Origin of the sequence: Pseudomonas inefficax, from assembly GCF_900277125.1 — a bacterium.
Classification (GTDB): domain Bacteria; phylum Pseudomonadota; class Gammaproteobacteria; order Pseudomonadales; family Pseudomonadaceae; genus Aquipseudomonas; species Aquipseudomonas inefficax.
Genome location: NZ_OPYN01000179.1, coordinates 32,876 through 56,399, shown reverse-complemented (window position 1 = coordinate 56,399; position 23,524 = coordinate 32,876). Strand labels below are relative to the sequence as shown.

Sequence of the window (23,524 nt, the reverse complement as noted above, 5' to 3'; positions counted from 1 at the left end):
ACAGGTTTGAAGTCTTGCACAGTACCTGTGGGAGCTGGCTTGCCGGCGATAGGGCCAGTACAGGCTAAAAATTACTCGAACAATGCATCCAGCGCCTGCTCCAGCCGGGTAACGGCAATCACCTGCAACCCTGCCGGGGCCTCTTTGGGCGCATTGCCCTTGGGCACGATAGCCCGCTTGAAACCATGCTTGGCGGCCTCCTTCAAACGCTCCTGGCCACTGGGCACCGGCCGCACCTCGCCAGACAGGCCGATCTCGCCAAACACCAGCAGGCCATGGGCCAGGGGCCGGTTGCGCAGGCTGGACATCACCGCCGCCAGCAATGCCAGGTCCGAGGCGGTTTCCAGCACCTTCACCCCGCCCACCACGTTCAGGAACACGTCCTGGTCATGGGTGGGAATACCACCGTGGCGGTGCAGCACTGCCAGCAACATGGCCAGACGGTTCTGGTCCAGGCCCAGGGTCACCCGGCGCGGGTTGGCCAGGTGGCTGTCGTCGACCAGCGCCTGCACCTCTACCAGCATCGGCCGGGTGCCCTCCCAGGTCGCCATCACCACGCTGCCCGGTACTTCCTCCTGGGTGCGGTTGAGGAAGATTGCCGAGGGGTTGGACACCTCCTTCAGGCCACGGTCGGTCATGCCGAACACACCCAGCTCGTTGACCGCGCCAAAACGGTTCTTCACCGCCCGCAGCAGACGCAGGCGACCATCGGACTCGCCTTCGAAATACAGCACGGTATCGACCATGTGCTCGAGTACCCGCGGGCCGGCGAGCGAGCCTTCCTTGGTCACATGGCCGACCAGGAAGATCGCCGTGCCGCTCTGCTTGGCGTAGCGCACCAGCAACGCCGTGCTTTCGCGCACCTGTGCCACGCCGCCGGGTGCCGATTGCAGTTGCTCGGTGAAAATGGTCTGGATCGAGTCGATTACCATGACTCGCGGTTTCTCGACACGGGCCGTGGCGATGATGGTCTCGATACAGGTTTCGGTCATCACCTTGAGCTGGTCCTGGGGCAGGCCCAGGCGCCGGGAGCGCATGGCCACCTGCTGCTGCGACTCCTCGCCGGTGACATACAGCGCCGGCATGCCCACGGCAATGTTGCACAAGGTCTGCAGCAGGATGGTCGACTTGCCGATGCCAGGGTCACCACCGATCAACACCACCGAGCCATCCACCAGGCCACCGCCCAGCACCCGGTCCAGTTCGGTGCTGCTTGTGGTGAAGCGCGGGATTTCCTCGACGCTGACTTCGGCCAGGGTCTTGATCTGCGCCTGCTGGCCGGTCCAGCCGGCACGGCCGCTACTGGGCGCAGCGGCACCGCCGCTTTCGATCATGGTCTCGACCAGGGTGTTCCAGGCCCCGCATTCGCCACACTGGCCGGCCCATTTGGGGAAGGTCGCACCGCACTCGGTGCAGCCATACAAGCGCTTGGCCTTGGCCATGGCTGGGTCTCCAGGAAAAACCGCCATGATAGCCGAGCTGGATGTGTCTCGAACGCCTTGGGATGCGACAAAACTATTCGTTCTAACCGCAGTCTGTGGCCCTGAGCACAACGCATGAAGCGTTTGAGTGGCTTACACTGCGTAAACCTTACCTTTTGTTACAAGGAACCAAACATGGGCATGATCAGTGAGTTCAAGGCCTTCGCGGTCAAAGGCAATGTCGTCGACATGGCGGTTGGTATCATCATTGGCGCGGCCTTCGGCAAGATCGTCTCGTCTTTCGTCGGTGACGTGGTCATGCCGCCACTGGGCCTGTTGATCGGTGGCGTGGACTTCAGCGACCTGGCAATTACCCTGAAGGCTGCCGAAGGTGACATTCCGGCGGTGGTGCTGGCGTATGGCAAGTTCATCCAGACCGTGATCGACTTCGTGATCGTGGCCTTTGCCATCTTCATGGGGGTCAAGGCGATCAACCGCTTGAAGCGCGAAGAAGCCGTGGCGCCGTCTGCGCCGCCAGTGCCTTCGGCTGAAGAGACCTTGCTGACCGAGATTCGCGATTTGCTCAAGACGCAGAACCAGAACCGCTTGCCCTGAGATTGCCGGGGGCTGCCTTGCAGCCCTATCGCGACACAAGGCCGCTCCTACAAGGCTTTTGCATCTCCCAGGAAGTCGCGCTCCCCTGTAGGAGCGGCCTTGTGTCGCGATGGGCCGCAAAGCGGCCCCAACGGCCTTACCAGTAGTTTTCCACAGCCACCTGCCCCGGCCGCTTGCTCAGGCTCAACTGCAGGTCGCGCGCCTTCAGTACCTTGCGCGTTTCATCAATCATCTCCGGGTTGCCACACAGCATCACCCGCGAGTGCTCCGGCGACAGTTGCAACCCCGCCGCCTCCTCCAGCCCGCCATTCTCGATCAGCGTGGTAATACGCTGGTTCAACGCACCTGGGTGCTGTTCACGAGTCACCACCGGAATGAACTGCAACTTGCCGGCGAATTCGGCCAGGTAATCACGCTGTTCCAGCCCGGCGATCTCATCCACATAGGCCAGCTCTTTCGCTTCGCGCACCGAATAGACCAGCTTGATGTTGTCGAAACGCACCCAGGCCTCGAAGTCCTGCAGGATCGACATGAACGGCGCAATGCCAGTACCGGTCGCCAGCAACCACAGGTCGCGGCCTCCAACGAAGCGGTCGAGAGTCAGGAAGCCGAAGGCCTGGCGGTCGATCAGCAGGGTATCGCCTGCCCCCAGCCGGCTCAGCTCGCTGGTGAACTCCCCTCCTGGCACCACGATCGAGAAGAAATCGAGGTGCTCGTCATGGGGCGCGCTGACCATGGAATAGGCGCGCCACACCACGCTGCCATCGGCCTTGGTCACACCCAGGCGGGCGAACTGGCCGGAACGGAAGCGGAACCCCGCATCGCGCGTAACCCGCAGGCTGAAGAGGTTCGGCGTGAGCGGCTGAACATCGAGCAGGGTCTGGCGGGTGAACTTTTCGGCGCTAGCGGTCATATCGGGCTCCAAGTTTGGCGTGCGCACAGTGTCGCGCAAAGTGGCGCGGATAAAAACCACTGCTTTGTAGGGCCTCATCTACGGCGATCCTGCCGAAGTCGTAGCGAATCCTGACCCCTATAACAAAAAAATCTCAGCGATTCGGCAAGTCTTTTCCTACACTGATGCGGGCACCCAAACGGACTGGATCCCGAGGCAAGGAGCATTTCAGATGCTTAATTGGAAACCCGAGCATCTTCTCGCGTTCGCCAACGAACGCTGCCCACAGAGGTTGTTCGACATCGCCGTACACCTGGCACAGGACATGGGCATGGAGTACCTGGGGCTGAACATTCGCATCCAGATCGCGACGCAAACACCCCGCCTGTTCCTGTACAGCAATTACCCCCACAAGTGGATCGAGCGCTACCAGCGCGAAGAGTTCTACAAGCAGGACCCGGCCGCCAATGTGAGCCATAGCTCGACCATGCCGGTGCTGTGGACCGACGACCTGTATCGCGAGGCCCCGCAGTTTCGTGAAGCGGCCTGCCGGAACGGTCTGCGTCATGGCTGGACTCAGTCTTTGCATGACCACCAGCACAACGAAAGCCAGATCAGCGTGGCCAGGCCCGCCGGGGCCATCGACAAGCTCGAACTCTACAGCAAGGCGGGCAATGTGCATTGGTTGTGCCAAACCCTGCATGCGGTACTTGGCGAACACCACCTCAAGGCACTGTGCCCGCCGCAACCAAAAATAAGCGAGCGGGAGCTGGAAGTGCTGAAATGGTCGGCCGCCGGCAAGACTGCCAACGACGTGGCCTGCATACTGTCGCTGTCGCAAAGCACGGTGAACTTCCATATCCGCAGTGTCATCACCAAGACCAACGCCGCCAACAAGGCCGGTGCCATCGCCATCGCCGCCATGCGTGGCTGGATCTGAGCTTCAAACCTGCGACCTTGGGCAAAGCCCTGTAGAATCGCCCCGGCAAAGCCCGGTGCGAACCGCAACGGGCAGTTTCGTACCCGAGCCAGACGCCATGCCCCTGTTGACCACCCCATACGCCGAACTCGACCTGATCCGCCAGCCGGAACAGGCCAACGACCCGCTGCAGGCTTTCGATGCCGCCGACGAGTACCTGCTAGCGCAGTTGCACGAACAGGCCCCCGAGGCCAACTGCCGGGTGCTGGTGCTCAATGACAGCTTCGGCGCCCTGGCCGCCAGCCTGGCAGGCAAGCTGCAGGTGGTCAGCAGTGGCGATTCGCACCTGGCGCACCTGGCCCTGGAAAAGAACCTGGCACGCAATGGCCTGCCGTTCGACAGCGTGCCGTTCGTGCCGGCCAGCGAACACTGGCAAGGCCCGTTCGATCGGGTACTGGTGCGCGTGCCCAAGACCCTGGCCCTGCTCGAAGAACAACTGATCCGCCTGCAGGGCCACCTGGCGCCTGGTGCGCAGGTGATTGCCGGGGCGATGATCAAGCACCTGCCACGAGCGGCCGGTGATCTGATGGAGAAGTACATCGGCCCGGTGCAGGCCTCACTGGCGCAGAAAAAGGCCCGCTTGCTGACTGCGACGGTGGCCGAACGGCCGGTTGCCCGCTCGCCCTACCCTAGCCGCTACCGCCTCGATGCGCCTGCGCTGGAACTGCTCAACCACGCCAACGTGTTCTGCCGTGAGGGGCTGGATATCGGCACGCGGGCGTTCCTGCCGCACCTGCCCCGCGAACTGGGCCGTGCGCGGGTAGCGGACCTGGGCTGCGGCAATGGCGTGCTGGCGATAGCCAGCGCCCTGGTCAACCCGGATGCTCAATACACCTTGGTTGACGAGTCGTACATGGCGGTGCAATCGGCGCGGGAGAACTGGCAGGCCGCGCTGGGCGAGCGCCCGGCGGTGTTCGAAGCAGCCGATGGGTTGGCCGGGGTAGAGAAGCAGTCGCTGGATGTGGTGCTTTGCAACCCGCCGTTCCACCAGCAGCAGGTGGTGGGCGATTTCCTGGCTTGGCGCATGTTCCAGCAGGCGCGTGAGGCGTTGGTGGTGGGTGGGGCTTTGTATATCGTGGGTAACCGGCATCTGGGCTACCACAGCAAGCTGGCGCGTTTGTTCCGCGGGGTGGAGCAGGTCGCGGCTACGCCCAAGTTCGTTATCCTGAAAGCCCGTAAATAGGCCCTGGGGCTGCTTCGCAGCCCATCGCGACACAAGGCCGCTCCAACAGGGAGACGCGACAATCTGAGTGATCGCGGTCCCTGTAGGAGCGGCCTTGTGTCGCGAAAGGGGCGCAAAGCGCCCCCATTGGGTTCAATGGGTGGTCAGGCCGGCGGCCCCCATGAACAGGCGCATCACCCAGGCCGCCACGCCCAGGGCCGCCACGCTCATCGCCCAGATGAGCAGCAGCCAGCCCAGCCGCTGCCACAAAGGTTTCTTCTCTTCAAAACCATGCTTGCCGGTCATCATGCTGCCCTCCTAGTGATAGCCGTCTTCATGGGTCACCTTGCCGCGGAACACGTAGTAGCTCCAGAAGGTATACATGAGGATGAACGGCAGGATGAACAGTGTGCCCACCAGCATGAAGCCCTGGCTCTGCGGTGGCGCCGCGGCATCCCAGATCGAAATCGACGGCGGGATGATGTTCGGCCACAGGCTGATGCCCAGGCCGCTGTAGCCAAGGAAGATCAGCACCAGCGTCAACAGGAACGGCGTGTAGTGCGCATTGCGCGCCACCGCCTTGAGCAACCCGTAGAAGGTTACCAGCACCAGGATCGGCACGGGCATGAACCAGACCAGGTTAGGCATGCTGAACCAGCGGTCGGCGATCTGCGGGTAGGCGATCGGTGTCCACAGGCTGACGATGCCGATCACCACCAATAGCACCAGCGCCAGCGGCCGGGCGATGTCGTGCATCTTCTGCTGCAGCGGCCCTTCGGTCTTCATGATCAGCCAGGTGCAGCCCAGCAGCGTGTAGGCAACGATCAGTCCCAGCCCGCAGAACAGGCTGAACGGGGTCAGCCAGTCAAGGGTGCCACCGGCGAAATGCCGGTCGACCACCTTGAAGCCTTCGAGGAAAGCACCCAGCGCCACGCCCTGGAAGAAAGTGGCAACCAGCGAGCCCCCGATGAACGCCTTGTCCCAGATATGGCGCTTGTCGGCGGTGGCCTTGAAACGAAACTCGAAGGCCACGCCGCGGAAGATCAGGCCGATCAGCATCAGGATCAACGGCAGGTACAGCGCCTCCAGCACTACCGAGTAGGCCATCGGGAATGCCCCGAACAGCCCCGCACCGCCTAGCACCAGCCAGGTTTCGTTACCGTCCCATACGGGGGCGACGGTGTTCATCATTACATCGCGGTCCCGCTCGCCCTTGACGAACGGGAAGAGCATGCCGATGCCCAGGTCGAAGCCATCCATCACCACGTACATCATGACGCCGAAGATGATGATCACGGCCCAGATCAGCGAAAGGTCGATACCCATGGCTCAGTGTTCCTTGCTCAGGCTGGCGGAATTGGCCTCATGGCCATCATCGGCGGCGGACAGCGGCCGCGCCGGCGTGCGTTTGGTGCCAGGGCCACCCGGGTTGTGCTCGTCACCCTCACCGGTCTGCGGGCCTTTGCGCACCAGGCGCATCATGTAGCCAAGGCCGGTGCCGAACAGGGCGAAATACACCACCACGAAAGCCACAAGGGTGAAGCCGAGCTGGGCGTAACTGTGGTTGGACACGCCGTCCGCCGTACGCATCAGGCCATACACCACCCAGGGCTGACGGCCGATTTCAGTGGTAAACCAGCCGGCCAGCAACGCGATCAACCCGGAAGGTCCCATCCACAAGGCCAGGTGCAGGAATGGCCGCGAGGTGTAGAGCGTGCCGCGCTTGCGCAGCCAGAGGCTCCACAGGCCGACGAAGATCATCAGGAAGCCCAGCCCGACCATGATCCGGAACGACCAGAAGACGATGGTCGAGTTGGGCCGGTCTTCGGGCGGGAACTCCTTCATCGCCGGCACCTGCTTGTCCAGGCTGTGGGTCAGGATCAGGCTGCCGAGGGCCGGGATCTCGAGCTTGAAGCGGGTGGTTTCGGCCTGCATGTCGGGGATGCCGAACAAGATCAGCGGGGTCGGCTCGCCGGGCACGTTCTCCCAGTGGCCTTCGATCGCGGCGATTTTCACCGGTTGGTGCTTGAGGGTGTTGAGGCCATGGAAGTCACCGATCACCGCCTGGATCGGGGCGACGATCAGCGCCATCCACATGGCCATCGACAGCATCTTGCGTACCGCCGGGTTGTCACGCCCGCGCAGCAGGTGCCAGGCCGCCGAGGCACCGACGAAGAACGCGGTGGCAACGAACGCGGCAGTGGCCATGTGCATCAGGCGGTAGGGGAAGGAGGGGTTGAACACCACCGCAAACCAGTCCACTGGCACCACCCGGCCATCGATGATCTCGTGGCCTTGCGGGGTTTGCATCCAACTGTTGGAGGCGAGGATCCAGAAGGTCGAGACCAGGGTGCCGAGTGCCACCATCACCGTGGAGAAGAAGTGCAGGCCTCGACCGACGCGGTTCCAGCCAAACAGCATGACCCCCAGGAAGCCAGCCTCGAGGAAGAATGCGGTCAGCACCTCGTAAGTGAGCAACGGGCCGGTAATGGCCCCGGCAAAGTCGGAGAAGCGGCTCCAGTTGGTACCGAACTGGTAGGCCATCACCAGGCCGGAAACCACGCCCATGCCGAAGTTGACGGCGAAGATTTTCGACCAGAAGTGATAAAGGTCACGGTAGACCTGGTTGTTGGTCCGCAGCCAGAGGCCTTCGAGGACTGCCAGGTAGCTCGCCAGGCCAATGGTGATGGCCGGGAACAGGATATGGAACGATACGGTAAAGGCAAACTGCATTCGGGCGAGCTCTAAGGCCTCTATTCCGAACATGGTGCTTCCTCTTCAGATAATCCGGCGTCCGGGCCGCTGGCCCAATCGCCCACTGCCCCCACGGTAGTCGAGTGCGGCGCGTTGGAATTGTTCTGTTCGATCGCAGGGATTTCAGCCCAAGGGCCCGATCGTTACATCTGGAACGATTGATCCAGATCAACGATTGCTAGGAAGCATAGTCCTGAATGGGCCGCCGGGCCGTGTGGTTGATTGCCGCGTGACCGGTTGCCCCACCCCCTTTCACAGCGCGTGAAAAAGTGCCGATCTCGGCAAACAGTAACTGTTTGTTACAAACAGATGATACGCTGCGTCCCCCTCTACTGCGCCGAGGCCCCTGGTTTCCGATGTCCGATTCCGCACCGCAGTTGTTGCGTCACCACCGCCCTTTCCTGGCCTTCTGGCTGGCCCGCGTGTTTACTGCCAGCGGCTTCCAGATGCTCACCGTGGCTATCGGCTGGCACCTCTACCAGTTGACCGGCAATGTGCTGGATCTGGGCCTGGTCGGCCTGGTCGAGTTCGCCCCACGGGTGCTGTTCATGCTGCACACCGGGCATGTCGCCGACCGCTATGATCGGCGCAAGGTCGCTGCGCTGTGCCAGAGCCTGCAGGGACTGATAGCCCTGGCACTGGCGTTGGGCAGTGCCACCGACAACGTCACCCGCGAGCTGATCTTCGCCCTCGCCTTCCTGCTCGGTGCCACGCGTTCATTCGAAATGCCGGCGACCCAGGCGCTGCTGCCCAACGTGGTACCGGCCGGGCTGTTCCCGCGCGCGGTGGCGGCTTCGGCCTCGGCTACCCAGGCAGCAACCATCGTGGCGCCGGCGGTGGGCGGTTTCCTGTATGCCTTCGGCAGCATCTGGGTATACGGCCCTACCGTGGCCCTGTACGCCATCGCCTGCGTGCTGACCCTGAGCCTGCAGGCGCGCGGCCAGGTGGCCCAGCGCGGACGCGCCAGCATTGAGTCGCTACTGGCCGGCATCCGCTTCATCCGCAGCCGGCCCGACATCCTCGGCGCCATCTCGCTGGACTTGTTCGCCGTACTGCTGGGCGGGGCCACCGCGCTGCTGCCGGTGTTCGCCAAGGACATCCTGCTCACCGGCCCGCTGGGCCTGGGCCTGCTGCGCTCGGCACCAGCGGTGGGGGCGTTGCTGATGTCGCTGTGGCTGGCGCGCTTCCCGTTCGAACGCAACGTAGGGCGGACCATGTTCACCGCGGTGGGCGTATTCGGCGTGGCGACCATCGCCTTCGGCCTGTCGACCTCGTTCTGGTTTTCGCTGGCAGTGCTGGTGGTGCTGGGCGCGGCGGACATGATCAGCATGGTCATTCGCGGAGCTTTTGTGCAGCTGGAGACGCCGGATGAAATGCGCGGGCGGGTGAGTGCAGTGAACGGCTTGTTCATTGGTGCCTCGAACCAGCTCGGCGAGTTCGAATCGGGGGTGACCGCGCACTGGTTTGGTACAGTGCCGGCGGTGGTGCTGGGTGGGGTGGGCACTTTGCTGGTGACTGGGGTGTGGATAAAACTGTTCCCGACACTGGCCAGGCGGGATCGGTTGCATAATGGTTGATCGCTCGCCTTTTCTGGCCCTTTCGCGGGCTTGCCCGCTCCCACAAGGACCGCGCCGCCCTCAGGCCCTGTGGTGTCCCTGTGGGAGCGGGCAAGCCCGCGAAGGGGCCAGAACAGGCCATGCAGAACCCATTCCCCAACGGCCATAGGCCCCCGCCAAGCATGCTGGTATGATGCGCGGCTTTTTTCCTCCCCACACAAAACCACGGCAACCGGTACGGTCTGTGCTTTGCTGATGGGGTCGATACATTCATGGCGCCGGGGGCGCCTTGGGGAGCGGGCATGCTGGAAAGGCTGTTTCAACTAAAAGCACACAACACCAATGTGCGCACCGAGATTCTCGCGGGCGTCACCACCTTCCTGGCCATGGCCTATATCCTGTTCGTCAACCCGAGCATCCTCGGCGAGACCGGCATGGACAAGGGCGCGATCTTCGTCGCCACCTGCCTGGCCGCAGCCATCGGCTCGGTGACCATGGGCCTGATCGCCAACTACCCGATCGCCCTGGCGCCGGGCATGGGCCTGAACGCGTTCTTCACCTACACCGTGGTCCTGCACATGGGCCACACCTGGCAGGTGGCGCTGGGCGCGGTGTTCCTGTCGGCGGTGATGTTCTTCCTGCTGTCGATCTTCCGCATCCGTGAATGGATCGTGAACAGCATCCCGCTGCCGCTGCGTTCGGCCATTGCCGCGGGTATCGGTCTGTTCCTGGCGCTGATTGCGCTGCATAACGCGGGCATCGTCGTCGATAACCCGGCCACCCTGGTGGGCCTGGGCGACCTCAAGCAGCCAGCACCGATCCTCGCCACCCTGGGCTTCTTCCTGATCGTCGGCCTCGAGTCGCTGAAGGTGCGCGGCGCCGTGCTGATCGGCATTCTCGTCGTGACCATCGCCTCGATCCTGATGGGCGTGACACCCTTCGGCGGCGTGGTCTCGATGCCGCCATCGCTGGCCCCGACCTTCCTGCAGCTGGACATCGCCGGCGCGCTGGACGTAGGCCTGGTCAGCGTGATCTTCGCCTTCCTGTTCGTCGACCTGTTCGACAACTCCGGCACCCTGATCGGCGTGGCCAAGCGTGCCGGGCTGATGGGCAAGGACGGCCACATGCCGAAGATGGGTCGTGCCCTGATCGCTGACAGTACCGCAGCCATGGCCGGCTCCCTGCTGGGTACCTCGACCACCACCAGCTATATCGAATCCGCCGCCGGCGTGAGCGCCGGTGGCCGCACCGGCCTGACCGCCATCGTGGTCGCCGTGCTGTTCCTGCTGGCGCTGTTCTTCGCCCCGCTGGCCGGCAGCGTGCCGGCCTTCGCCACCGCCCCGGCGCTGCTGTTCGTCGCGGTGCTGATGGCCTCGGGCCTGGCAGAAATAAACTGGGACGACGTCACAGAAGCCGCACCGGTGGTAGTGACCGCCCTGGCCATGCCGCTGACCTACTCGATCGCCAACGGCATCGCCTTCGGTTTCATTTCCTGGACCGCCGTCAAGCTGATCTCCGGCCGCCACCGCGACCTGAACCCGGCCCTGGTGATCCTTTCCATCCTGTTCGTCATCAAGCTGGGCTGGTTCAACGCATGAGTGCTGCTTTCGACCCCTCCTCCTACACCACGCAGCTGGACGCCAAGGTGGCCCGGTTGCGCGAGCTGCTGGCACCGTTCGGCGCGCCGGAGCCGGCTGTTTTCGACTCGCCGCGCGAGCATTACCGCCTGCGCGCCGAGTTCCGCCTGTGGCGCGAGGATGGCCAGCGCCACTACGCCATGTTCGCCCCGGGCGAGAAGCACAAGGCGATCCTGATCGACGACTTCCCCATCGCCAGCCAGCGCATCAATGCATTGATGCCCCGCCTCAAGGCGGCCTGGCAGGCCAGCGAGGCGCTGGGCAACCGCCTGTTCCAGGTGGAGTTCCTGACCACCCTGGCCGGCGATGCCATGATCACCCTGTGCTACCACCGCCCGCTGGACGAGGCCTGGGAAACGGCCGCACGGCAGCTGGCCGAAGAGCTGGGCGTGAGCATCATCGGCCGCTCCAAGGGCAAACGCCTGGTCATCGGCCGTGACTATGCGCTGGAAAAACTCGAAGTCGCTGGCCGTGTGTTCAGCTACCGCCAACCAGAAGGCGCGTTCACCCAGCCCAACGGCGCGGTGAACCAGAAGATGCTGAGCTGGGCCTTCGAGGCGATTGGCGAGCGTGACGACGACCTGCTGGAGTTGTATTGCGGTAACGGCAACTTCACCCTGCCGCTGGCCACTCGGGTGCGCCAGGTGCTGGCCACGGAAATCAGCAAGACCTCGGTCAATGCCGCGCTGAGCAACCTCGACGAGAACGCTGTGGATAACGTGCGGCTGGTGCGCCTGTCGGCAGAAGAGCTTACCCAGGCGCTGAATGAGGTGCGGCCGTTCCGCCGGCTGGAAGGCATCGACCTGAAGAGCTACGAGTTCGGTACGGTGTTCGTCGACCCGCCGCGCGCGGGGATGGACCCGGATACCTGCGAGTTGACCCGGCGTTTCGAGCGGATCCTGTACATCTCGTGCAACCCGGAGACGCTGGCAGCGAACATTGCCCAATTGCAGGACACTCACCGCATCGAGCGATGTGCGTTGTTTGACCAGTTTCCGTATACCCACCATATGGAGAGTGGGGTTCTGCTGGTTCGGCGCTGACCTTCAGATCGCCGGGGCTGCTTTGCAGCCCATCGCGACACAAGGCCGCTCCTACAGAAGGACGCGATTCCCTGTAGGAGCGGCCTTGTGTCGCGATGGGCCGCAAAGCGGCCCCGAGATCCAACTCAGAAGTCGAAGAACACCGTCTCCCCTTCCCCCTGAATACGGATATCGAAGCGATACGCCGTCTTCCCGTCCACCTCGCAACGCTTGGCCACCAGGGTCTCGCGCCGCTGCGGCTGCTCGATCAGGTTGAGCACCGGGCACTTGGCATTGGCCTCGGCCTCGTCATCGAAATACAGCCGCGTGTGCAGGTGGATGTTGATCCCCCGGGCGAACAGGCTGATGTTGATGTGCGGCGCCATCGGTACGCCCGCTGCGTTGTTCACCACACCCGGCTTGACCGTGTGCAGGGTCCATTCACCGGCATCGAAGGTGGTAGCGGTGCGGCCGAAGCTGTTGAAGGCGTTTTCCAGGTTGTAGGCGTCCTGGTACTCGCCGTTGGCATCGGCTTGCCACACTTCCAGGAACGAATCGCGCACCAGGTGGCCGTTACCGTCATACACCTGGCCGATCAGCAGAATGTGCTCGCCCGCCGCGTCCGGCTTGGCCAGGCGGTTCCAGATCTCCTGGTCGCGGGTCGGGTTGCCGGCCGCTTCCAGGGCCAGGCCGATGTGCACGTAGGGGCCGGCAGTTTGCGAAGGGGTTTCCGGCAGCAGTTCGATTGGCATGGCGGGGTCCTCAGCAGTTTTCGAAGTGGGTCTTGCGCTGGCCGCGCAGCACGATGTCGAAGCGGTAGGCCAGGCAGTCCATCGGGTTGGCGTTGCTCATGTCGAGCTTGGCGATCAACTGCTGTACGGCTTGCGGGTTGGCGATCGACTTGACGATCGGGCACATTGGGATCAGCGGGTCACCCTCGAAGTACAGCTGGGTGATCAGCTTGGTGGCGATCGACGGACCGCTGATGGCGAAGTGGATGTGCGCCGGGCGCCAGTCGTTCGGGCCGTTGCGCCATGGGTACGGGCCCGGCTTGATGGTGCGGAAGCTGTAGTAACCATCACGGTCGGTCAGGCAGCGGCCGACGCCACCGAAATTCGGGTCCAGCGGTGCCAGGTAGCGGTCATTCTTGTGACGGTAGCGGCCGCCGGCGTTGGCCTGCCACATTTCCACCAGGGTGTTCGGCACAGGCTTGCCGTACTGGTCTACCACACGGCCGGCGACGATGATGCGCTCGCCGATCGGCAAGCCGCCGTTGTTGAAGTTCAGCAGCAAGTCATGGTCATGGGCGCCGAAGCCCAGGTGGGAAAAGTCCGGACCAGTGGTTTCGCTGATCGACTGCGGGATGCTGACCAGTGCCTGGCGTGGCGAGCGGGCAATGGACGTCTTGTAATCAGGCGTAAGGGCTTTAGGGTGCCAGTTGCGATCACGGATCACGAAGCGGCTGTTGTCCTGGGCGGGCATGCCGGTTTCCTCTCTTGGAATTATGGAAATGCGAGGGGGGTCTTGAAACCCTGTCGCGGGCGAGCCCGCTCCCATATGCAGTTTCAGGCAGGTAACCCGCAATGAATATTGAATTCAGTCACAGCGAACATAACCATCTGGTTATGTATAAACACCTCGGCCTGACACTTGCCGCCTTCGTGGACTAATCTTTGTCTTCTTGTTTCACGCTTCGGAGAGCATTCATGGATTGGCGAAAAGGCCGACGCAGCGACAATGTGGTCGATGCCCGAGGCGAAGGTGGTGGCGGCGGCATGCGTTTCGGCGGTGGCAAAGGGCTGGGGCTTGGTGCGGTACTGCTGATTGTCGGCATCGGCTGGCTCACCGGCCAGGACCCGTTGCAGATTCTTGGCCAGCTCGCCGGCCAGATGGAGCAACAACAGCAGCAGGCGCCCGCAAGTGTGGGCGGCAAGGCCCCGCCGGCCAACGACCAGCAGGCCGAATTCGTCGCCTCGATCCTGGGCGACACCGAGGACACCTGGAAAGCCCTGTTCGCCGAGGGCGGCAAGCAGTACCGCGACCCCAAGCTGGTGCTGTTCAGCGGCCAGGTCAATTCGGCCTGTGGCTTTGCCTCGGCGGCAGTAGGGCCGTTCTACTGCCCGGCAGACCAGCGGGTCTACCTGGACATGTCGTTCTTCCGCGAAATGGAAACCCGCTTCGCCGCCGCCGGCGACTTTGCCCAGGCCTACGTGATCGCCCACGAAATCGGCCATCACGTGCAAACCCTGCTGGGCGTGTCGGCCAAGGTCGATGCAGCGCGCCGCAGTGGCCAGCGCATGGAAGGTGACAATGGCCTGCTGGTGCGCCAGGAGCTGCAGGCCGACTGCCTGGCCGGTGTATGGGCCTACCAGGCGCAAAAGCGCTTGAACTGGCTGGAGCCGGGCGACGTCGAAGAGGCGCTGAACGCGGCCAATGCCATTGGCGATGACCGCCTGCAGCAGCAAGGTCGCGGGCGCGTGGTACCAGACTCGTTCACCCACGGCACCTCGGCGCAGCGGGTGCGCTGGTTCAAGGCCGGGTTTGCCGAGGGTGAGGTGAACCGCTGCGATACCTTCAGCGCGCGCAACCTTTAAATAGCCGCCACAGCCGACGCAATCCCTGTGGGAGCGGGCATGCCCGCGAAGAATCCAGCGCGGTGGATGGCACCGGCTCCGCCGGTGTTCGCGGGCACGCCCGCTCCCACAAGGACTGCGCTAGCTTTTAGATTCTGAGCAAGGCACTTGCTCCCTCAATTCTGCTTTTTTGCTGAAAAAGCGTTTCAGCTTCCTCCATTACTGCCGATAACCCCTGCACGAATCAGCGGGCATCCAGAACAACAACGCCTGGCGATCGGAGATCAAGCGAGCGAAAACAACTTCTGGAGAGCGTGCATGAACAGCTGGTTCGCCAACATCAGCGTCAACCTCAAACTCGGCCTGGGCTTCGGCCTGGTGCTGATCCTCACCGGCCTGCTGGCCCTGACCGGCTGGACCAGCCTGGGCAGCCTGATCGACCGCAGCAACTGGATGGGTGATATTGGCCAGCTCAACAAGGACCTGACCGACCTGCGCATTGCGCGCCTGCAGTACATGATCGCCAACGGCGACGATGCCGCCGCCGCCAACACCCAGACCAAGCTGGACGCCTTCAGCAAACAGCAGGCCTACCTGGCCAGCACCTTCAAGAGCCCGGAAAACATCAAGCTGCTGGGTGAACTGGGCGAGACCATCAGCGCCTACAAGGTGTCGCTGAACAAGATGCGCCAGGGCTACGACGCCACCCGCACCGCGCGCACGGCCATGGACGGCTCGGCCAGCCGTGCCGACCAGGCCATGGACGCCCTCAGCCAGGAAGTCATGGCACGCCCCGAAGCCGACAGCGTGCGCCTGGCCCAGTACCAACTGATCAGCAAGGCCCGCCAGCAACTGCTGCAGGTACGCATCGATGTGCGCGGCTACATTGCCGAAAACAGTGCCGCCAACGAACAGGCCGCCCTGCGCCAGCTGGACGCTGCGCTGGCTGAGATCGACAACCTCAAGCGCCAGCTGCCGGCCGAAGACACACGCCTGCAACAATTCGAAGGCTCGGTACTGGCCTACCGTGACGCCGTGCGCCAGTTCCGCGATGCTGTCGCCAACATCACCACTGCGCGCGCCGAAATGACCGTACAAGGTGCCGACATCGTCAAGCGCAGCGACGCGCTGTACCAGATCCAGCTGCAGCGCCGCGACATCGAGAGCACCCAGGCCCGCAGCCTGCAGGCCATCGCCACGCTGCTGGCGCTGCTGGTCGGCGTGCTGGCGGCAGTGCTGATCACCCGGCAGATCACTCGCCCGCTGCGCGACACCATGGTGGCAGTGGAAAAGATCGCCAGCGGCGACCTCACCCAGCACCTGCGCGTCACCCGCCGCGACGAACTGGGCGTGCTGCAACAAGGCATCGCCCGCATGGGCACCACGTTGCGCGAGCTGATCAGCGGCATCCGCGATGGCGTCACCCAGATCGCCAGCGCTGCCGAGGAACTTTCGGCGGTGACCGAGCAGACCAGCGCCGGCGCCAACAACCAGAAGGTCGAGACCGACCAGGTGGCCACCGCCATGCACGAAATGGCCGCTACCGTTCAGGAAGTGGCGCGCAATGCCGAACAGGCCTCGCATGCCGCCACCGGCGCCGATGACGAAGCCCGTGCCGGCGACCGCGTGGTGGGCGAAGCAATTGGCCAGATCGAGCGCCTGGCCGAGGACATGCACCGCTCCACCGAAGCCATGAACCTGCTGCAGCAGGAAAGCCAGAAGATCGGCAGCGTGATGGACGTGATCAAGTCGGTGGCCGAACAGACCAACTTGCTGGCGCTGAACGCAGCAATCGAGGCAGCGCGTGCCGGCGAGGCCGGCCGTGGTTTTGCGGTGGTTGCCGACGAAGTGCGCGGCCTGGCCCAGCGCACACAGAAATCCACCGAGGAAATCGAAGAGCTGATCGCCAGCCTGCAGCATGGCACCCAGCAAGTTGCGAACGCCATGCAGGGCAGCCGTAGCCTGACCGACAGCAGCGTCGAATTGGCGCGCAAGGCTGGGGCTTCGCTGGAGAGCATCACCAGCACGGTGTCTAGCATCCAGTCGATGAACCAGCAGATTGCCGCGGCGGCGGAGCAGCAGAGTGCGGTGGCGGAAGAGATCAGCCGCAGCATCCTGAATGTGCGCGACGTGTCAGAGCAGACGGCGGCAGCCAGTGACGAGACGGCGGCGTCCAGCGTGGAGCTGGCACGCCTTGGCGGGCAATTGCAGACGTTGGTCAGCCAGTTCCGCGTCTGATCCTGGAATCTGGGGCCGCTTTGCGGCCCATCGCCGGCAAGCCAGGCTCCCACAGGGATAGCACAGGCCTCGGGGGCTGCGCCGTACCTGTGGGAGCTGGCTTGCCGGCGATAGGGCCGGCACTGACGACCGCTTACTTGATGACCATCCCTACCCCGCGCCCACGCGGATCCGAAGCGGTCTCCAGCTTCGTCCCATCAACCCGGATCGCCTGGATATCGCCCATCTCCCAACCCTGGTCCTCCAGCACATAGCCCATCTTCTTCAGCTCATCAGCCACCGGCCCGGTCAGCGGCGCATAGCTGTCGAAGTAGATGGTGTCCTTGGGCAGCAACTGATGGTGCACGCGCTGCGCCGCCACTGCCTTGTCCAGCGGCATGCCGTAATCGTACAGGTTGTTCATCACCTGGAAGATCGAGGTGAAGATTCGCGAACCGCCCGGGGTACCGATGACCAGCTCGACCTTGCCATCGCGGGTCATCAGGCTGGGGCTCATGGATGACAGCATGCGCTTGCCCGGGGCGATGGCATTGGCATCGCCGCCAACCACACCAAAGGCGTTCGCCGCCCCCGGCTTGGCGCTGAAATCGTCCATCTCGTCGTTGAGCAGGAAGCCGGCGCCTTTTACCACCACGCCACTGCCGTAGTCGAGGTTGAGGGTGTAGGTGTTGCTGACCGCATTGCCCTGCTTGTCGACGATCGAGAAGTGCGTGGTCTGGTGCGGTTCCAGGCCCGGCTTGACCTTGTCTGTATCGGAAATGGCCTTCGGGTTGACCTGCGCGGCGCGCTTGGCCAGATAGTCCTTGGCCACCAGCTGATCCACCGGCACCTTGGTGAAGCCCGGGTCGCCAAGGTAGTCGGCGCGGTCGGCGAACACGCGCTTCTCGATCTCGGCCAACAGGTGTATGTACTGCGCCGAGTTGTGCGCCACACCCTTGAAGTCCGCCGCGCGGTTTTCCTTGATGCCCAGCAACTGGGCCAGGGCGACACCACCGGAGCTTGGCGGTGGCGCGGTATAGACCACGTTGCCACGCCAGCTCACGGCCATCGGCTCACGCCATACGGCCTGGTAGTCCTTGAGATCCTGTTTGGTGATCAGGCCCTTGTCGGCCTGCATCTGCGCCACCAGCAGGTCGGCGGTCTTGCCCTGGTAGAACTCGCTCACGCCCTTGTCGGCGATGCGCTCCAGGGTCTGGGCCATTTCCGGTTGCTTGAACAGCTCGCCGACCTTCATGTTGCCGAAGTAGTCGTTGAAATTGGTCGCGGTCTTGAACATGCCCTGGGCATCGTTGCGGTACTGGTACTGCTTTGCCGCCACCTTGAAGCCGTTTTTCGCATAGCCGATGGCCGGGGTCAGCAGTTCGCTCCAGGGCAGCTTGCCGAACTTCTGGTGCGCCTCCCACAACCCCATCACCGTGCCCGGTACGCCAGCAGCGCGTGCCCCGACCAGGCTGAGGTTTTCGATGACCTCACCCTTTTCGTCCAGGTACATGTTGCGCGTGGCGGCCTTGGGCGCGACTTCGCGGTAGTCGAGGAAGTAGGGTTTGCCGTCGACGAACAGGGTCATGAACCCGCCACCGCCGATGTTGCCAGCCTCGGGATAGGTCACCGCCAGGGTGAAAGCCGTGGCCACTGCCGCATCCACCGCGTTGCCGCCTTTCTTGAGGATGTCGGCGGCCACCTGTGCACCATATTGATCGGGGGCGGCTACTGCGCCGCCCTCAAGGTTGGCGGCATGAACCGAGGAACAGCTCAGGATCGCGGCTGCGAGAGCCAGGTACTGGAACGGAGCAATACGCATGACACTTCCTTGGTGTTGTTTTTGTTGAGCAGTCAGTAAGGCCGAAGCGCTTCGACTGTGCAAACAACCGCAGGAAGTTTCGCCGCCTGTGGACAGGATCTGTCGCGTTCAGGCAACTCAGCTGGCGTACATCGCCAGCTTGCGCTGTATGAAATCGAGGAAGCACTGGATACGCAGCGCCAGCTGGGTGTTGCGGTAGTACACCGCATGGATCGGCTGGCGGTAGCCGTTGTTGGCTTCGCTCAGCAGCACTTGCAGGCGCCCGGTGCGGATGTCCTCGTGGGTCATGAAGTGCGACAGGCTGACGATGCCCTCGCCGGCCAGCGCCAGTTGGCGCAAGGTCTCGCCGCTGGAGGCGATCAGCGACGGGCGGATGCTCCAGCGGTCACCCTGGGCATGGCGCAATGGCCAGTGGTTGAGCGATTCGGGCTGGCTGAAGCCGAGCAGGCAGTGCTTGGCCAGGTCCTCGACCCGCTGCGGCGTGCCGTGCTGCTCGAGGTAGGCCGGGCTGGCCAGCACCTGTACCGGGCTGCATCCAAGGCTGCGCGCGTGTAGGCTGGAGTCGGCCAGTTCACCGATACGGATCGCCACATCGGTGCTCTGCTCGAGCAGGTCGATGATCAGGTCGTCAGTATTGAGTTCCAGCTCGATGCCAGGGTATTGGCGGCGGAATTCGCCGATCCACGGCAGGATGGCATGCAGCATGAACGGCGCGGCGGCGTTGATGCGCAGGCGCCCGGTAGGGGTCTGGCGGTTCATCGACAGGCGCTCTTCCATCTCGTCCATCTGCTCCAGGATCAACCGAGCGCGTTCGAGGAAGAAGCGACCCTCCTCGGTCAGGTCCATGCGCCGAGTGGTGCGGTTGACCAGCGTGGTACCCAACTTGCCCTCAAGGCGCGACAAGGTACGGCTGACAGCGGACGGGGTCTGGCCCATCTGCTCGGCAGCAGCGGAAATAGAGCCGCAGTCGATGACGGCGACGAATACCTGGAGTTCTTCGGATCGGGTTTTCACATCTGCGCCTGTGGTTGGTCTCTGCTGGGATTAGATAGCCGGTTGTCGAGGCCAAGTCCAGCAATGCCTGTACGGGCCTCTTCGCGGGTGAACCCGCTCCCACAAGTGCTGCGCGGTTCTCAAAGACTGTGGGATACCTGTGGGAGCGGGTTTACCCGCGAAGAGGCCAGCACAGGAAAAACCTTACTGCGCCTTGCCGAACACCTTGTCCAGATGCGCCTCATAGGCCGCCAAAGCAGCCGGCACATCCGGCCGCTTCATCACATCCACCGCCAGGAAAGTCGGCAGCCCGGTCATGCCGAGGAACTGGTTGGCCTTGTGGAACGGGAAGTACACCGCGTCCACCCCCTTGCCCTCGAAGAAGTCGCTCGGGTCGTCGAATGCCTGCTGCGGTGCATTCCAGGTAAGCGAAAGCATGTACTGCTTGCCATGCACCAGGCCACCGCTGCCGTACTTCTGCGAATGGTCCGCACGGGTACGGCCGTCGTTGGCATACAGGCTGCCGTGGCCTGCGGTGAACACTTCATCGATGTACTTCTTCACGGTCCATGGCGCACCCATCCACCAGCCGGGCATCTGGTAGATGATCACATCGGCCCAGAGGAACTTCTCCACCTCTTCCTGGGCGTCGTAACCACCGTCGATGAAGGTCTGGCGCACATCGAAACCGGCCCGGTCCAGGTGAGCGATAGCCGCTTCGTGCAAAGTCGCGTTGAGGCGACCGTCGGAGTGAGCGAACTGTTTACCACCGTTGAGCAAAAGGATCTTCTTCATGCGGGCCTCGCGGAAAATTCAGGCCGGCAGGTTAGGGGCTCGCGGGCGCGGGATACAGTAATGCATGGGCAAAATACAATTGACCTGAAGTCACGAATAAATAACCCATTATTGCCTTAGAATCGTATCACCCTCCCCATCACCGAGTAGCGATCCATGAGTGAGCAGTACGCCTTCATCCTCAAAGCCAAGACCCGCCCGGAAATGGCTGAAGCGTTCGAAACCTTGTTCCGCGCCTATGTCGAGCCAAGCCGCCAGGAGCCGGGCTGCATCGAGTACCACATGCTGCGTGACAAGCAGGACCCCAGCCTGTTCGTGTTCTTCGAGGTCTGGGCCGACAAGGCCGCGCTGGATGTGCATTCGGCGCTGCCGCACATGACCGCGTTCTTCGAAAAACGCATGGACTACCTGGAACGCGATTTCGACATCCAGATGATCGACATGCTCAGCGCACCCAGCGCTAACCGCTGATCAGCAAATGGCCGCCGAGTGCGGCCAGGCCGAGGAAGAAGCACCGCTTGAACAGCTGCGCGCTGATGCGCTGACGCAGCCACTGGCCGACCTGCATGCCGATCAAGGCCGGCGCCAGCATGAGCAGCGAAGCACCCAGCGCCTGGCCACCCAGGGCATCCTGCCCGGCCAGGCCAACGGCCAAGGCCAGGGTCGAAACCGTGAATGACAGGCCCAGGGCCTGGATCATCTGTTCCCGGCTAAAACCCAGGCTCTGCAGGTAGGGCACCGCTGGTATCACGAATACCCCGGTCGCCGCCGTGACCACGCCCGTAACCAACCCGCAAAGCGGCCCCAGCCAGCGCTCCCGCCCCGGCGCCAGGCGCAAGCCCGGGCCGACCAGCCCGTATAGTGCATACACCACCAAGGCCGCGCCCAGTGCATGTACGGCCCAAGGGCCGCTGTTAATCCCCAGCCAGGCACTGCCCAGCAAGGTACCGACGAAGATCATCGCCAGCATTGGCCACAGGCGTGCCAGCAACCCCCGCAGGTGCCCACCGCTGGCCAGCTGCCACAGATTGGTGAGGGTCGAAGGCACGATCAGCAATGCCGCAGCCTGCGCCGGTGACATAGCCAGGCCCAGCAGGCCCATGGCGATGGTCGGCAGGCCCAGGCCGATCACCCCCTTCACTGCCCCGGCCAGCAGGAAGGTCAGCACCACCAGCAGCGACAGCGCTGGGCCAATGTTCTGATAGAAAGCGAGCAAGGTATCCATGGGCCGATGATGGCGTGTGCCGGCCGGGCTGAAAATCTGCCATATACTCAGCCAGACTCTTGCCAGGACAGAGCCACATGCATTTCGACCTTATCGACCTCAGGCTGTTCCAGCACACCCTGGAGTGCGGCAACATCACCGCCGGCGCCAGCCGCAGCCATCTGTCGCTGGCAGCAGCCAGCGCGCGAATCCGCGCCATGGAGGCATCGCTGGGCATCCCTCTGCTGGAACGCAACCGCCGTGGCGTGCAGCCAACCCCGGCCGGCCAGGCACTGCTACAGCATGCCCGGCTGATAACGCAGCAGGCCGAGCGCCTGCAGTTCGACCTGGGCCAGTACGCGCAAGGGCAGCAGGGCCAGGTGCGCCTGCTGTGCAACACGGCCGCGCTCACGGAGTACCTGCCGGAACTGTTGGCCAGCTACCTGACTGAAAACCCCGGAGTCAGCGTGGATGTGCAGGAGTTGCCGAGCCTGCGCATCGTGCAGTCGATTACCCAGGGCATGGCAGACCTGGGCATCGTTTCGACCGCCGCGCCCAGCGCGCACCTGCAGACCCGGCCGTTTCGCGAAGACCCGTTGGTGTTGGTAACGCCGCTGCACCACCCGCTGGCCAGCGAGGTCGCGCCGAGCTTTATCGATAGCCTGGCCCATGGCTATGTCGGCCTGGGAGCCGGCAGTGCACTGGCGTTGTACCTGGAAGAGCAGGCGCTGCGCGAGGGGCTGCGCATGCGGGTTCGGGTGCGTGCCGAAGGGTTCGATGGCGTGATCCGCATGGTTGCGGGCGGAGCCGGAGTGGGGATTGTGCCGCTGGCTGCAGTGAAGCGTTGGCAAGGGGTGTTGCCGTTGCACTGGGCGGCGCTGACGGAACCATGGGCCAATCGCCGGTTGCTGGTGTGTGCGCGCGATTTTGCAGCATTGCCGGGGTATGCCGCAGGGTTGGTAACCACCCTCACCCGCTGACTGAGTGGATGGCACGGGCTTCGCCCGTGTTCGCGGGTGAACCCGCTCCCACAGGATATGTGATATCTCTCGGATGGGCGCTGTGCCTGTGGGAGCGGGCGAGCCCGCGAAGCAGCCACCGCGATGGATGGCACGGGCTTCGCCCGTGTTCGCGGGCGGGCCCGCTCCCACAGGATATGTAATATCTCTCGAGTAGACGCGGTGCCTGTGGGAGCGGGTTTACCCGCGAAGAAGGCTCGCACACAATGGCGCCATAACGACCCACCGAAAAGGACCTTCCAGTGGCATCGATCTACCAGCTCAAACCGCGCTTCCAGGCCCTGCTCCGCCCTGCTGTCCAGCGCCTCCACGACCGCGGTGTCACCGCCAACCAGGTCACCGTCGCCGCAGCCCTGCTGTCAGTCCTGCTGGGCCTGCTGCTAGCCGTCCTGCCGCATCTCACCTGGTTGTTCATCCTGGTGCCGGTCTGGATGCTGCTGCGCATGGCGCTGAACGCCGTCGACGGCATGCTCGCCCGGGAGTTCGGCCAGCAATCCACCCTCGGCGCCTACCTCAACGAACTGTGCGACGTGATCGCCGATGCCGCGCTGTACCTGCCCTTCGCCCTGCTGGCCGGTGTATCGCCAACCTTGATCGTACTCGTGGTACTCAGCGCCACCTTCAGCGAATACGCCGGTGTCATGGGCCCGCTGGCCGGCGCCTCACGGCGCTACGACGGCCCCATGGGCAAGAGCGACCGGGCGTTCGCTTTCGGCGTGCTGGGTACCGGTGTTGCCTTCGGCGTGCTGAACGGCGCCTGGATCAACGGCTTGTTGCTGGTCATCCTCGCACTCTCGCTCTATACCCTCTACAACCGGGTTCGCCAGGGGCTGGCCGAAACCCGCTGAGCCCACTGCCGTCGT

Annotated in this window: 22 protein-coding genes; 11 read left to right on the top strand and 11 right to left on the bottom strand. The window is 63.6% G+C overall.

What is annotated here, in order from left to right; all coding sequences use genetic code 11:
• Nucleotides 1-71 precede the first annotated feature (71 nt).
• Nucleotides 72-1,442, bottom strand: a complete 1,371-nt coding sequence (radA, locus tag JV551A3_RS21810) for a DNA repair protein RadA (RefSeq protein ID WP_003251626.1) — start codon at nucleotides 1,440-1,442, stop codon at nucleotides 72-74.
• A 174-nt stretch (nucleotides 1,443-1,616) separates the two neighbouring features.
• Here radA and mscL point away from each other — a divergent pair, with 174 nt between their 5' ends.
• Nucleotides 1,617-2,036: a large-conductance mechanosensitive channel protein MscL gene (gene mscL / locus JV551A3_RS21805; RefSeq protein WP_027595230.1), complete on the top strand. Its 420-nt coding sequence runs from the start codon at nucleotides 1,617-1,619 to the stop codon at nucleotides 2,034-2,036.
• 136 nt (nucleotides 2,037-2,172) lie between these two features.
• Here mscL and JV551A3_RS21800 read toward each other — a convergent pair whose 3' ends face one another.
• The gene (locus tag JV551A3_RS21800; protein ID WP_133975423.1) at nucleotides 2,173-2,949 is read right to left on the bottom strand and encodes a ferredoxin--NADP reductase; all 777 of its coding nucleotides are present in this window, start codon (nucleotides 2,947-2,949) and stop codon (nucleotides 2,173-2,175) included.
• A 211-nt stretch (nucleotides 2,950-3,160) separates the two neighbouring features.
• Between JV551A3_RS21800 and JV551A3_RS21795 the strand changes: the two genes are divergently transcribed.
• Together JV551A3_RS21795 and JV551A3_RS21790 are read left to right on the top strand one after the other, a co-directional pair.
• Nucleotides 3,161-3,868 carry an autoinducer binding domain-containing protein gene (locus JV551A3_RS21795; RefSeq protein ID WP_133975425.1) on the top strand — a complete coding sequence of 236 codons (708 nt, stop codon included), beginning with the start codon at nucleotides 3,161-3,163 and terminating at the stop codon, nucleotides 3,866-3,868.
• 97 nt (nucleotides 3,869-3,965) lie between these two features.
• On the top strand, nucleotides 3,966-5,090 hold the full coding sequence (locus JV551A3_RS21790) for a methyltransferase (RefSeq protein ID WP_133975427.1): 1,125 nt from the start codon (nucleotides 3,966-3,968) through the stop codon (nucleotides 5,088-5,090).
• A 132-nt stretch (nucleotides 5,091-5,222) separates the two neighbouring features.
• Here JV551A3_RS21790 and JV551A3_RS21785 read toward each other — a convergent pair whose 3' ends face one another.
• From JV551A3_RS21785 to JV551A3_RS21775, 3 genes are read right to left on the bottom strand one after another with little or no spacing between them, the layout of a single operon-like run.
• Entirely contained in the window at nucleotides 5,223-5,378 is a 156-nt protein-coding gene (locus JV551A3_RS21785) for a DUF2474 domain-containing protein (protein ID WP_043197828.1), read from the bottom strand.
• Between the two features lie 9 nt (nucleotides 5,379-5,387).
• Nucleotides 5,388-6,395 (bottom strand): cytochrome d ubiquinol oxidase subunit II, encoded by a 1,008-nt coding sequence (gene cydB / locus JV551A3_RS21780; protein ID WP_112250132.1) that lies wholly within the window; start codon nucleotides 6,393-6,395, stop codon nucleotides 5,388-5,390.
• A gap of 3 nt (nucleotides 6,396-6,398) precedes the next feature.
• The gene (locus JV551A3_RS21775) at nucleotides 6,399-7,835 is read right to left on the bottom strand and encodes a cytochrome ubiquinol oxidase subunit I (RefSeq protein ID WP_133975429.1); all 1,437 of its coding nucleotides are present in this window, start codon (nucleotides 7,833-7,835) and stop codon (nucleotides 6,399-6,401) included.
• A 344-nt stretch (nucleotides 7,836-8,179) separates the two neighbouring features.
• On the opposite strand from JV551A3_RS21775, the gene JV551A3_RS21770 reads away from it, so the two are divergent.
• The 3 genes from JV551A3_RS21770 to trmA all read left to right on the top strand — a co-directional run bounded on the left by JV551A3_RS21770 (nucleotide 8,180) and on the right by trmA (nucleotide 12,059).
• Complete coding sequence (locus JV551A3_RS21770) at nucleotides 8,180-9,400, top strand: MFS transporter (RefSeq protein WP_133975431.1); 1,221 nt, start codon at nucleotides 8,180-8,182, stop codon at nucleotides 9,398-9,400.
• Between the two features lie 281 nt (nucleotides 9,401-9,681).
• Entirely contained in the window at nucleotides 9,682-10,977 is a 1,296-nt protein-coding gene (locus JV551A3_RS21765; RefSeq protein ID WP_133975433.1) for an NCS2 family permease, read from the top strand.
• Nucleotides 10,974-12,059, top strand: coding sequence for a tRNA (uridine(54)-C5)-methyltransferase TrmA (trmA, locus tag JV551A3_RS21760; protein WP_133975435.1), 1,086 nt, complete (start codon nucleotides 10,974-10,976; stop codon nucleotides 12,057-12,059). The genes JV551A3_RS21765 and trmA overlap by 4 nt, the downstream gene beginning before the upstream one ends.
• A 125-nt stretch (nucleotides 12,060-12,184) precedes the next feature.
• On the opposite strand, the gene pcaG is transcribed toward trmA, so the two are convergent.
• Together pcaG and pcaH are read right to left on the bottom strand one after the other, a co-directional pair.
• Nucleotides 12,185-12,790 carry a protocatechuate 3,4-dioxygenase subunit alpha gene (gene pcaG, locus JV551A3_RS21755; RefSeq protein WP_133975437.1) on the bottom strand — a complete coding sequence of 202 codons (606 nt, stop codon included), beginning with the start codon at nucleotides 12,788-12,790 and terminating at the stop codon, nucleotides 12,185-12,187.
• Between the two features lie 10 nt (nucleotides 12,791-12,800).
• The gene (pcaH, locus tag JV551A3_RS21750; protein WP_003251597.1) at nucleotides 12,801-13,520 is read right to left on the bottom strand and encodes a protocatechuate 3,4-dioxygenase subunit beta; all 720 of its coding nucleotides are present in this window, start codon (nucleotides 13,518-13,520) and stop codon (nucleotides 12,801-12,803) included.
• 224 nt (nucleotides 13,521-13,744) lie between these two features.
• Here pcaH and ypfJ point away from each other — a divergent pair, with 224 nt between their 5' ends.
• Together ypfJ and JV551A3_RS21740 are read left to right on the top strand one after the other, a co-directional pair.
• Nucleotides 13,745-14,632, top strand: a complete 888-nt coding sequence (ypfJ, locus tag JV551A3_RS21745; protein ID WP_133975439.1) for a KPN_02809 family neutral zinc metallopeptidase — start codon at nucleotides 13,745-13,747, stop codon at nucleotides 14,630-14,632.
• 297 nt (nucleotides 14,633-14,929) lie between these two features.
• The gene (locus JV551A3_RS21740) at nucleotides 14,930-16,849 is read left to right on the top strand and encodes a HAMP domain-containing methyl-accepting chemotaxis protein (RefSeq protein ID WP_133975441.1); all 1,920 of its coding nucleotides are present in this window, start codon (nucleotides 14,930-14,932) and stop codon (nucleotides 16,847-16,849) included.
• 133 nt (nucleotides 16,850-16,982) lie between these two features.
• Here the strand turns inward: JV551A3_RS21740 and ggt are convergent, their stop codons facing one another.
• The 3 genes from ggt to JV551A3_RS21725 form a co-directional block, all read right to left on the bottom strand.
• The gene (gene ggt, locus JV551A3_RS21735) at nucleotides 16,983-18,650 is read right to left on the bottom strand and encodes a gamma-glutamyltransferase (protein ID WP_133979115.1); all 1,668 of its coding nucleotides are present in this window, start codon (nucleotides 18,648-18,650) and stop codon (nucleotides 16,983-16,985) included.
• A 117-nt stretch (nucleotides 18,651-18,767) separates the two neighbouring features.
• On the bottom strand, nucleotides 18,768-19,664 hold the full coding sequence (locus tag JV551A3_RS21730; protein WP_112250120.1) for a LysR family transcriptional regulator: 897 nt from the start codon (nucleotides 19,662-19,664) through the stop codon (nucleotides 18,768-18,770).
• A 183-nt stretch (nucleotides 19,665-19,847) separates the two neighbouring features.
• Nucleotides 19,848-20,438: an NADPH:quinone oxidoreductase MdaB gene (locus tag JV551A3_RS21725; protein ID WP_133975445.1), complete on the bottom strand. Its 591-nt coding sequence runs from the start codon at nucleotides 20,436-20,438 to the stop codon at nucleotides 19,848-19,850.
• Nucleotides 20,439-20,594: 156 nt separating this feature from the next.
• Between JV551A3_RS21725 and JV551A3_RS21720 the strand changes: the two genes are divergently transcribed.
• Nucleotides 20,595-20,909 (top strand): putative quinol monooxygenase, encoded by a 315-nt coding sequence (locus JV551A3_RS21720; protein ID WP_133975447.1) that lies wholly within the window; start codon nucleotides 20,595-20,597, stop codon nucleotides 20,907-20,909.
• Here the strand turns inward: JV551A3_RS21720 and JV551A3_RS21715 are convergent.
• Nucleotides 20,899-21,663 (bottom strand): sulfite exporter TauE/SafE family protein, encoded by a 765-nt coding sequence (locus JV551A3_RS21715; protein WP_133975449.1) that lies wholly within the window; start codon nucleotides 21,661-21,663, stop codon nucleotides 20,899-20,901. The two genes, JV551A3_RS21720 and JV551A3_RS21715, sit on opposite strands and share 11 nt — an antisense overlap.
• A gap of 77 nt (nucleotides 21,664-21,740) precedes the next feature.
• Here JV551A3_RS21715 and JV551A3_RS21710 point away from each other — a divergent pair, with 77 nt between their 5' ends.
• Nucleotides 21,741-22,622 (top strand): LysR family transcriptional regulator, encoded by an 882-nt coding sequence (locus JV551A3_RS21710; protein ID WP_133975451.1) that lies wholly within the window; start codon nucleotides 21,741-21,743, stop codon nucleotides 22,620-22,622.
• Between the two features lie 281 nt (nucleotides 22,623-22,903).
• Nucleotides 22,904-23,509: a CDP-alcohol phosphatidyltransferase family protein gene (locus JV551A3_RS21700; protein ID WP_133975453.1), complete on the top strand. Its 606-nt coding sequence runs from the start codon at nucleotides 22,904-22,906 to the stop codon at nucleotides 23,507-23,509.
• The last annotated feature ends 15 nt before the right edge of the window (nucleotides 23,510-23,524 follow it).